This is a genomic window from Pseudomonadota bacterium, assembly GCA_011049115.1.
Classification (GTDB): Bacteria; Desulfobacterota; Anaeroferrophillalia; order Anaeroferrophillales; family Tharpellaceae; genus DSCM01.
Genome location: DSCM01000009.1, coordinates 1 through 10,693, shown reverse-complemented (window position 1 = coordinate 10,693; position 10,693 = coordinate 1). Strand labels below are relative to the sequence as shown.

Below are 10,693 nucleotides of genomic sequence, written 5' to 3'. Positions count from 1 at the left end.
GGCCCCGAATGCAGCACCTCCCGCAGACCTTCGATGGCGGCTTGGCGCAAGGGTTCGGCCAGATCCAGCCCCACCCCTTCCCGCCAGCTCACGCTGCTGCCCGCAGCCCGCGGCCGCGGGCTGACCCGCACGCTCAAGCGGGCGAACTGACGGGTTTTCTCCTCTTCATCCACCCGTTCGAACTCCGCCGTCGCCCGGGCTTCCTGGGTGATGGTTTCCTGAAAAAGAACCTGAGGCTTGCCCAGATTGCTCTCCAGATTGAACTCCTGGCGCAGACGTTCATGAATAATCTCCAGATGAAGCTCACCCATGCCGGAAATCACAATCTGACCGGTATCCTCATCCATCCTGATCTGAAAGGTGGGATCTTCATCCGCGAGCTTGCTCAGACTTTCCCAGAGTTTATCGAGATCGCTGTTACGCTGCGGCTCGATCGCCGCCGAGATCACCGGCACCGTGAACTCCATCCCCGGCAGAATGAGCGGCGCATCCGCGGTACAAAGGGTATCACCGGTACCCGACTGTTTAATACCCATGGCAACCACGATGTCCCCGGCCAGGGCTTTGTCAATGCGATTTTTTTTATGGGCATGCATCTGGAAAAGTCGTGAAACCTTCTCCTTTTTCTTGAGTCGGGGGTTGAAAACCTCGTCGCCCTCGGTCAGGGCGCCGGAATACAGGCGCAGATAAACCAGACGGCGGCCTTCCATCATCGCCACCTTGAAAAGCAGGGCCGTCAGAGGCTCCGCATTGAACGCGGCGCGCTCAACCGGATGACCATCCAAAGGATGGCTGCCGACCACCGGCGGCACCTCGGCCGGAGAGGGCAGAAAGGCCGCCACGGCGTCCAACAGCGGCTGAATGCCCTTGTTTTTAAGACCGCTGCCGCAGAGCACCGGCACCAGTTGACCGGCAATCGTCTGAATTCGCAGGGCCCGGATTACCTGTTCCGCAGGCAAAGGCGCGCCTTCGAGAAAGAGTTCGAGAAGTTCATCGTCGCCCTCGGCCGCCATTTCCCAGAGCTGCTGCCGGGCCTCCTCGACTTCGGCCTGCATGGCCGTCGGAATTTCAGCCACACGAAAATCAAGTTGCTCGTCATCATCCCAGTAAAGGGCCCGGTCACCCAGCAGATCAACCACCCCGCAAAAAGCGGATTCCCGTCCGATCGGCAGCTGCAGAGCCACCGGATGGGCCCCGAGCTTGTTTCTGAGCTGGGTTATGATCCCTTTGAAATCACTGCCCAGACGATCCATTTTGTTGATAAAGACCAGACGCGGCACCCGGTAGCGCTCGGCCTGACGCCAGACGGTCTCAGACTGAGGTTCAACCCCGCCGACGGCGCAGAAAACCGCCACCATGCCATCCAACACCCGCAAGCTGCGTTCGACCTCGGCCGTGAAATCAACATGTCCGGGAGTGTCGATAATCGTGATCGTATGTTTGCGCCAGTTGCAGGTGGTCGCCGCTGAGGTAATCGTAATGCCACGATCCTGTTCCTGCTCCATCCAGTCCATGACCGCCGTGCCCTCATGAACCTCGCCAATTTTATGGGTATGACCTGTAACAAATAAAATTCTTTCGGTAATCGTTGTTTTGCCGGCATCGATATGCGCGGCGATACCGATGTTTCTGATAAAATCTATTTTCGCCATTTTTATGCTTTGCTCTCCATTTGCGGCAGCTCAGCCAGAACCTGCTGTTCGACCCGGGTCAGGGGACGCCGCAGTTTACCGGCCAGCGCCGCCAAATCATCATGTTCAGGTTTAAGATTCAGAATGTTCCCGTTCAGATCACGGGCGATTTTACAACGCACCGGCCCCAGAGAGGTCGAAAAAGTCTCAAGCTCGCGCTCCAGCAGATAGCGCCGACCCGGTCGGCGCCGCAGCCCCAGAGTTGACCCCTCGCTAAAAAGCCGGGCCACGATCACGGCCTCGTCGGCCTCATGCAAAAGCACCTGTAAAACCACCCCCAACCGACCTTTCTTCATCACCGCGGGCCAGCTTAAGACCTCAAGGGCCCCGTCGGAACGCAGGTTTTCAGCCAAGGCCGCCAGCTTTTCCGGGGTCAGATCGTCGAGAGCGGTTTCCAGGGTCAGACAATTTTCCCGGCGGTAGGCTTGAAGACCTTTGCCCTCGCCGTCTTCGACGCTGCCGGCAAGCCCCAGACTCAAAAGATTGGGCCTCTGTACCAGATCGCGCTGACCGGCGCCATAGCCCCAGACCGGAGCCGGGTGCACCCCGGCTCCGGGAGCCGCGGGAAACAATTCAACTATGGTTTTCAGCAGAGCGGCGCCGGTCGGGGTCACCAGCTCCGCGGCAATGCCGCTTTCGACCACCGGCAGACCGACCAGCAGTTTGCGCACGGCCGGAACCGGCACCGGCAAGCGACCATGGGCGCAATCAACGAAGCCGGTTCCCAGCGGAACCGGCTTGAGGCTGACCAGATCAGGGCGGCACCAGACCAGAGCGGTTGCCACCCCAACAATATCGGCCAGGGTATCATAATCCCCAACCTCGTGAAAATGAACCCGCTCCGGGGTTGATCCATGCACCTCGGCTTCGGCGGCCGCCAGTTGCCGGAACACCGCCAGGCTGAAAACCGCGACCGGCTCCGGCAAGGCGCAGCCGGTCAGCAGGGCCTCGACGGCGCCCAGGGTTTTCGGAGCCGGATTGACCTGGGCCGGCGGCAACGCAGAAAAATCAACCTTGCGGGCGGCGATACCATGTTTTTGCACCGAGCTCAGGTGCAGGGAAAAAAAACGCTCCAGACCCACCTTTTCAAGGTTGGTCCGCAGTTCCGCCATCGGCAGGCCGAGGTCGAGGAAAGCCCCGAGAAACATATCGCCACTGAGACCGCCGAGGGCTTCAATATAGAGAACGCATTCAGCCATGACCGGCAATCCGCTCGCAGATCTGCATGATTTCAGACAGGCCGATCGCGGCCGGACCTAAAATCGTCAAATCGGCCACTCGCCCGGAAAGCGGGGTCGGTTCCAGATTTATTTCGATCACCCGGCCACCGGCTTTTTTCGTCAAAACCGGCATCTCGGCGGCAGGATGAACATTGGCTGAAGTTCCGACCACCAACATAACCCGAGCCTGTTCCGCGGCTGCCGTGGCTTCAAGCAAAGCCGGGCGTGGAATCTGTTCCCCAAAAAAAACCACGTCCGGCTTTAAGATCGCGTTACAACGGCGACAACGGGGCGGCATGCGGCTGTCAACCAGGCTGAATCGTGGCCAGGACCAGTCGCATTCCAGACAAACCAGATTTCTGCTCGTCCCATGGAATTCAATCACCCGTCGGGCGCCGGCCGCCTGATGCAGGCCGTCGACATTCTGGGTAATCACGGCCTGCAGCCAGCCTTTCTCCTCGAATTCGGCCAGCGTTTTATGCGTCTGATTAGGAACCGCCCTTTCAACCACGATCAGCATTTCAGCCAGCATGCCCCAGACCTTTTCCGGATTCCGCCGAAAGTTGTCAATCTCAGCATATTCAAGCGGATCATAACGATCCCAGAGACCCTGGCTGCCGCGAAAAGCAGGAATGCCGCTATCCACCGAAACTCCGGCGCCGGTCAGACAAACCACCCTCCCGGAGGCCGCGACGATCATTTCCGCCGCCTGAGTAAAAGCCCGTGTCAAAGCCTCGGGATAACGCTTTATTTCCTTTCCCATTGATCAAAGTCCTGTTGCCAAGGGAAAAATTCGAGTTTTACAACCTGCCTGCTTTCGGGACGAAGTCGACAGCGATGATCGAGACGCAGACCCAGTACCCAGAGAATCTGCTCATCCCGATCCACCAGCAGCGGCAGCCGGGCGCGCGCGGCCCGATCAAGCTTCAGATCGATGAGAAATTTTTTTAGTTTGCGGCTTTGTCCCTGCAACCCCAGCGGTTGAAAGCGATCGCCAGGTTGCCGATAACGAAGACGCAGGGGAAACTTGAGGCTGTCGCCATCAACCTGTTCGCTAAAAGCGGCAGGATTGGTGGCCGACAGCCCCCCCCCGACCGAGCGGAGCGGTAGGGGATAATTCAAGGAAAATCGCCCCAGCCTTCCGGGCAACTGATAAATTCCAGGGCCCGCAATCACAAAATCAAGGTCCACCGCTGTTTTTTCAGTCGGCGACGACGCGCTGAAAAAAAGCCGCACCCACTCAGGGGAAACCCCAAAAACCAGCCCCCGGCCCAGATGGTAATGCCCCTCGCGACGTTCGCCGGGCCGGCCGACCAGAGCACTAAGCTCTGTCAGAACGCGGGCCGGCACCTGTTTAACCGCTCCGACATAACGAAGCATACGTCCGAGAAAATGTGGTTTGAGCGCTTCGCTGCAGGCTTGCAGCCGCGCCCTTTCAATCCGTAGCCCGCCATGGTCACACTTTTCAACCAGGGCCTCCAACTCCCCCAGACGATCATCGACAATCTCAAGATCAGCCGCCAGTCGTAAACCGGTCGCGGCCATCCGTTCCTCGACTCCCGGCCCGCCGAGTTTCCGGACAAGCGGAAGCAATTCCTGACGAATCCGGTTTCTAGTGAAAAGCGGCGAGAAATTACTCTCATCCTGGTTGAAAGCCAGCCCATGTTCGGCCGCGAACGCTTCCAGGCAGGCCCGCGTCAGGGTCAAAAGCGGCCGGCCGATCCGCCCCCGGCGCCGGGGAATGCCTTTGAGTCCACGCAGACCGGTGCCCCGCATGAGATTAAAAAGCATGGTTTCAACCTGATCGGTGGCATGATGCGCCGTCACGATCACCGCTGTCCGCCGCCGCAGAAAGCGACCGAAAAAGGCGTAGCGCGCCTGCCGAGCCGCGGTTTCCAGCGACAGTCGGCGGCTTCGAGCCCGCTCCCGTAAATCATGGGCCTGCCCCAGGACCAAAGGCAGACCATAGTTACGCACCCCTTGAGTCAGCACCAGAAACTCATCGGCGCGGGCCGCAGACCGCAAACCATGATTAAAATGCAGGACCCCGACCGGCACCCCCCTCCGCTGGCCGAAAGCCCGCACCAACTCCAGCAGGACCATGGAATCAAGACCGCCGGAACAGGCGACCCAAACCTCCCGGACCCCGGTCACGGCTAGTAAATCCTCGAGAAAATCAGCGGTCTGCCGGTAGATCATAAGCGACCCTGACCAGATAATGCTCAGGGGCCTCATCCAAAGGATAAACCGTAAAGCGGTACGCACAACCTTCGGCGGCAAAATCATTAATCCAGGCAACCAGCAGAGAAGGCGGCACCAAGAGGCGCAATTCGAGTTCGAGCAGGCCGGCCGCCAGAGCCTGCAGGGTTACCTCCCTGACCGTGCGCAAGGCCGACAACCGTTCACGGAAAACGGCGACATCGGCCGGCCGCCGAAAACCCTGACAGCGCAGAACCATTCTCGCATCCAGCTCACGCGGCAAGAGATAATCCCTGGTCAGACGATCAAGGCAGTTCTTTTGCACCTTCAGGTTAAGTTCCGCCGTTAATTGCTCCAGGCCGCTGACATAGTCTGAACCAATGACCTTCGCCTCGACCGGCATCAATCTGGTAATCCGCAGGTTGCGCAGATCGACAAAAGCCATTTCGGCCCGGCTGCGCCAGAATGATTTACCGAGACTGACAATGGGCTCCTCACTGACCTCCGCGGCCCGGGCAAGGATCAGTAATTCACCCGGCAACAGATCCTGAAACCATTCCACCCGGGGTTGCGAAGCACCGGCAACCTGATCTTTTTCCAGAACCAGCTCACAGAGCTGGACCAAGTCCGGAGAAAGATTCTCAAAACGGTGCAAGCTGAAACCATAAAGCAGCAATTCCTGTTGCAAGCCACGGAACAAGACCGAGGCTTCCAGGGCCGGGAACTGGACGACGGAACCGGCCACAGCCTGACCCTCAACTCCGGACGGGGGCAGCAGAACCAAAGTCAGCTCCTCTACCTGACGTTTTTCACCGCCTTCAATATGCCTCAGGGTTTCACTGAGCAAATCAGTCTGCAGCTCCACCTGAAGTTCAATCCAGTAAAGCTCGCCCAGCGCCCCTTCATTCTGAATCGCGTAACTCTTGACAAAAGATTCCCGGCGGGCAAAAATCTTTTCCTGGAGCGAGGGTTCAAGTTCACGGCTGACCGCAAGCTCCTCATAGAGATAACGCTGCAGAACCTTGCCCAGGGCATCGGCAACCGCTTCCGCCCTAGCGGTTTCAACCCCTTTTCCCAGAAGGGCCTGTCCATCCCCGGTCATAACCACCATTTTCGCCGGTAACGCCCCCGGCCGGAAACAGGTGGCCAGCAGGATGCAGACGCTCCAAAACCACCAGGTTTGCACCTTTTTCACTCGTTTCCTCCACGCGCTGGCCTTTCGTTCAGCCTTTTTTCACGTTCCTGAACCAGCTTATCGACATGACGGGTCAAAGGCTCATGCATGGCCTCGGGCAGAAGACTGATCACCATCCGACCGGAAATCAGAAGACGAGGCAACAATCGGCCTCCGGAGGTACATGAGTTATCCGGGCCCCAGAAAAAAATTACTAGAAAAACAATCACCAGCACCAGGATGGCGCCTTTCAAACCACCCAGCAACAACGCCGGGATCCGACTTACCGGCCCGATGGCGCCACCGGCCATATTTGACTTGATGATCAGGTAAACCAGGAAAAAGGCCGCGATGCCTACTGCGTAAAGCATTAAAAAAGCAATAAATCCGGTAACCTCCTGATCATGCAAAAGAGGCTGTAAGGTCTCGGCTCCGGAGAGATAGAAATGTGACGCCAAAAGGATGCCGAGCAGCACGCCGAGCAGGGCCACCAGCTCCGCCAGCAACCCCCGGACATAACCCAGATAGGCTCCGCCGACAATGACTCCCAGAATAACCACATCAAGCGCGTTTATCACTACGTTCTCCTTTCCGGTAAAAATATTCGACAACTCGGTCCGGCCGCATTCAACCAAGCTCGCGGTGCAGATCTTTTCGCATAACGGTCATGGCCGCCAAGTGAGCACTGTAAATCAGGCCGCCAAAACCGAAACCGGGCAGATTATGCCAGCCGACCTGATAAAAACGACAGTAACTTCCCTGCAAAGGAAGAAAACCGGCCCCCATCATGGCCGGCTGTCGCGCCTGCCAGCCCCAGTGGTCGCCGGTCTCCCATTCCCAGCCGCAAGCGGCCGGGGAAAAACGGTAATGAGCCTTTCCGGTACGCGTCTCCGCCGGGGCTGAATACAGATTTTTCGAAAAATCAGGGCCACAATCCAGCTGATAATACCCGACGCCGTCGGACTCTGCGTTTTCATCCACGCTTTTGCGCCGGCAGACAAAGCCCGGAGCATCAAGCATAAACTGTCTGCGGAAATCGCGCCGCCGCTGCGGCGGAGAAATTTCCCGCGCCAGAGCCCCGGGATCAGCATCCGCCAGAAAAACCGTGGTCCGACAGGAAACCTTCTGGTTGGCGCCAACCCCAATAAACCATTTCCCGTCAAACACCGGAAACCAGTCTTCGCTGCTTCGGCAGGCTCCCCGCGCCAGCAGATCCCCGACCAGCCGCTCCCGCAACTGCCGTAAACCAATCCACACCTCGGGCGCGAGTAAGGTTCTGAGGCCATAAGCGTAAGCCAGCAGCGGCGGATCGGCAAAACGCTGCAAGGCGGTCAAGGGGGTCAGAGCCGACCAGAGCTGTTCCTCCGCCTCCGGCAGGTCAAATCCGGCCAGCCACTTTCTCAGGGTTTGCCCACGATTTTCACGAAGCTTCTGCTCCGTGATCAGAACGCGCAACATCCGCCAGATGCCCGCGATGGAGGCGACCGGCATTTCCAGACCCGCGTCCATCAGGCGGTCAATCACCCGGTACAATTCATCCAGCTCAGTCCAGGCCCCGCTTGGGAAAATCGCGGCTCCCCGGCCCGCGAGCTCCGTGAGGCGACCCGCAGCCCCTTCCCGGCCCGCGAATTTCCAGGAAAAGATTTCCGCCGGCGGCGCTGAAGGCGGATCAGACAGCAATTCAGACAACAGCCGCGCCGGGCAGCCGCGGACAACCGGAAGCAGAAATTCTGGCTCCGAATTTTGCTGGAAACGCGGCGGCAAAAACATGACCCGACAGCCCTGTCGTGCCAAAAAAGCCGCCGCCAGCATGGGACCCAGTTCGCCCTCGCGACAAACCACCTCGAAATCTACCTTCATTTCAATCAACCGCCGTTTCAAGAAGGGTGATTTTTCGCTCCCGGCAATCAAACTTCATGTCCCCGCCTTGCGGAAAAATAAAGCTTTGCGAACAGTGACCATACTGAAAACCAATCAGGACCGGAAAATCGTCCCCGGCAAAAAAATCCCTCAGAAAATCCCTGAGCAAAGGTTCTTCCGCCGGAGCGGGCAGGTCGAAATTTCCACAGACCACCGCCGCCGGCGAGGCAAAAACCCCGGCCAGACGTAACTGAGTCAAAGCCCGATCAATGCGGTACAAAGACTCACCCCGATCCTCAAGAAAAATAATCTTTTCCGCAAAATCGGGCAAAAAACCGGTCCCCGCCAAACTCGAGATTAACGTCAGCGTCCCCCCCAGACAGACACCGGAGAAAACTCCCGGACGCAGGTAGATAATCTTTTCCGATTCCAGATAGGGGGAAAGCAGCGCCTCGCTCGAGGCCCCCGCCAGGCCCTTGGTCAACCCCCACAGGAGTTCACTGTTGACCATTCCCGGGCGGGCCATTTCTACCGCCAGCATGGGGCCGGAAAAGGTGATCAACCCGATTTTCCCCCACAGGGCCAGCTGAAGAGAGGTCAGATCGCTTCCCCCGATGATTATTTTCGGATAACGGGCAAAAAGGGCATAGTCCAGCAGCGGCAACAAGGGCAAACAGCCGTAACCGCCGCGGGCCGCGAGCAGCCCCTTGACCTGCGGATCAAGCAACAGCCTCTCGAGATCCGCCAGCCGGTTGCGACAGCTGCCGGCCAGATGATAAAGACGATCGTATAGGTTCTTCGCCGTCTGACTTACAAAACCGGAACGGGCCAAAAACGCCCGCCCTTTCTCGACGCATTCAGGCCGCACCGGACTGGCCGGAGCAAAAATTCCGAGACAGTCTCCGGAGCGCAGGGTTGAGCCCTTCAGAGCTTTAATTTTCACCTGTGATTTCATCTCCATCGACAACTGCAACCACTGCACCGGCTCCGTCCCACTGACAACTAGGCCTGCCCAACTAAAACCTGAAAACACCTCGGCCCGCCTGAAATCCAAATCGGTGTCCGACTGTCTTCCTGGGCCGAACAAACACCAAGCAGCCTTAGCAAAACAATTGACAAAAGTCAAAAATTATATTAAGTCCCTCAAATAATTGGATATTTACGTTGCTATAATCTGGTTTTAATCTTGCCCTGAAAAGGTGCTTTTCCGGGCTTTACCGACTAAGTATTTTACAAAATTGATTAAGAAATCAGGCTTTTTCAGCAAATTGAAGGGTGCCTTCAGCCGGGCCAGAAACCCGGACGCCGACATTTCCGATCAAGTTATTATCGGTCTTGAAGAGCAACTCAAGGAAAACCCCAATAATTTTCGCCTGCGCCTTAAACTGGCCGACACCTGTCTGTCTCGGGGAAAACGCGACAAGGCCCTGGATGAATATTGTAAAAGCGCCCGACTTTATCTGAAAAACGATTTTATTCCCTTAGCCATCGCCACCTATAAGAAAATTCTCTCCGAAGAGCCGAAACACCTGGAAGCAAACCTTGAGCTGGGCCGTATCTACAAACAAAAGAAACTCAATGCCGATGCCACCGCCCACTACCTTCAGGCATTCAATGTCTACCGGGAAAACGACCGTCCGAATGAAGCCCTGGAGGTACTGGAAACGATTATCGAAACAGCTCCAGACAAAGAGCCTTACCGACTGCTTTTACGGGAACTATTTCCGGAATACCAGGAAAGCGCCAAAAGCATTTATTCAGATATCATCATCACTCACAAATCCCCCGAAAAGAATGGCGGGATGTCTGCCGCGGAGCCGACCGACGCAGATGATTTTTTTGACCTTGGCGCAGAACTGGGAGAAGAATTCGACGAGTTCTCGATTGCCAGCGAAAACCTGGAATCATTCGGGCAAGGGGCTCCCAATCACGGCGTCGAAGAAATTTTCCAAACCATGAAAACAACCCGAGGGAAAGACCGTCAGGATTCTGAAAACGATAAATTCCATTACAATCTTGCCCTGGCTTACAATGAGCTGAAAATGCCGGAACAAGCGTTGCGGGAAAGTGAGGAGGCGCTCAAGTCCGTCAGCTTTCGCCTTCCCACGCTGCTCTTGCGCAGCCGGATATTCCTGCATCAGGGAGCCTACTCCTCAGCCCTGTCGCAAATCCAGCAAGGTCTGCTGGAAAAAGGGCTGACCCGGAATGATTTTCTGACTTTCAAACATCAGCTGGGACAGATCCTCAAGGAAATGGGGCACTATCAGCAGGCGCTGGAAGCGCTGCACGAAGCCTACACCCTCGATCCAGACAACCAAAGCCTGGCCGGGGAAATCGAAGAACTGGAAAACCTGACCCGCTCCCCGTCGATGTAGGGTACAATCAAGAAGCCTCACCGCTTCTGTAAAAGACAAACGGCAATAAACTCAAAGGTGTTGCGACAAAGCGTTTTTTTTTAATTTACAGAGAATTTCGAGGCCATAAGCGACCTAATCTTGGTTGTTTTTCGCTTCGAAGCTCCTTATTCAGTCCGCCGGTTTGATTTTTTG

The 10,693-nt window shown here is 56.8% G+C and carries 9 protein-coding genes; 1 reads left to right on the top strand and 8 read right to left on the bottom strand.

The window, feature by feature from the left end; all coding sequences use genetic code 11:
* The 8 genes from fusA to ENN66_00950 all read right to left on the bottom strand — a co-directional run.
* On the bottom strand, positions 1-1,652 hold a 1,652-nt coding region (fusA, locus tag ENN66_00985), incomplete at its 3' end, for an elongation factor G (GenBank protein HDS15209.1).
* 2 nt (positions 1,653-1,654) lie between these two features.
* On the bottom strand, positions 1,655-2,890 hold the full coding sequence (gene larC / locus ENN66_00980; protein HDS15208.1) for a nickel pincer cofactor biosynthesis protein LarC: 1,236 nt from the start codon (positions 2,888-2,890) through the stop codon (positions 1,655-1,657).
* Positions 2,883-3,674, bottom strand: coding sequence for an NAD-dependent protein deacylase (locus ENN66_00975; GenBank protein HDS15207.1), 792 nt, complete (start codon positions 3,672-3,674; stop codon positions 2,883-2,885). Before ENN66_00975 ends, larC begins: the two co-directional genes overlap by 8 nt.
* Positions 3,659-5,197, bottom strand: a complete 1,539-nt coding sequence (gene tilS / locus ENN66_00970) for a tRNA lysidine(34) synthetase TilS (protein ID HDS15206.1) — start codon at positions 5,195-5,197, stop codon at positions 3,659-3,661. Before tilS ends, ENN66_00975 begins: the two co-directional genes overlap by 16 nt.
* Positions 5,088-6,305 (bottom strand): hypothetical protein, encoded by a 1,218-nt coding sequence (locus tag ENN66_00965; GenBank protein HDS15205.1) that lies wholly within the window; start codon positions 6,303-6,305, stop codon positions 5,088-5,090. Before ENN66_00965 ends, tilS begins: the two co-directional genes overlap by 110 nt.
* On the bottom strand, positions 6,302-6,934 hold the full coding sequence (locus ENN66_00960; protein HDS15204.1) for a CvpA family protein: 633 nt from the start codon (positions 6,932-6,934) through the stop codon (positions 6,302-6,304). Before ENN66_00960 ends, ENN66_00965 begins: the two co-directional genes overlap by 4 nt.
* Positions 6,912-8,144: a hypothetical protein gene (locus ENN66_00955; protein ID HDS15203.1), complete on the bottom strand. Its 1,233-nt coding sequence runs from the start codon at positions 8,142-8,144 to the stop codon at positions 6,912-6,914. The genes ENN66_00960 and ENN66_00955 overlap by 23 nt, the downstream gene beginning before the upstream one ends.
* Position 8,145: 1 nt before the next feature.
* Positions 8,146-9,105, bottom strand: a complete 960-nt coding sequence (locus ENN66_00950) for an LD-carboxypeptidase (protein HDS15202.1) — start codon at positions 9,103-9,105, stop codon at positions 8,146-8,148.
* A gap of 238 nt (positions 9,106-9,343) precedes the next feature.
* Between ENN66_00950 and ENN66_00945 the strand changes: the two genes are divergently transcribed.
* Entirely contained in the window at positions 9,344-10,519 is a 1,176-nt protein-coding gene (locus tag ENN66_00945) for a tetratricopeptide repeat protein (GenBank protein HDS15201.1), read from the top strand.
* The last annotated feature ends 174 nt before the right edge of the window (positions 10,520-10,693 follow it).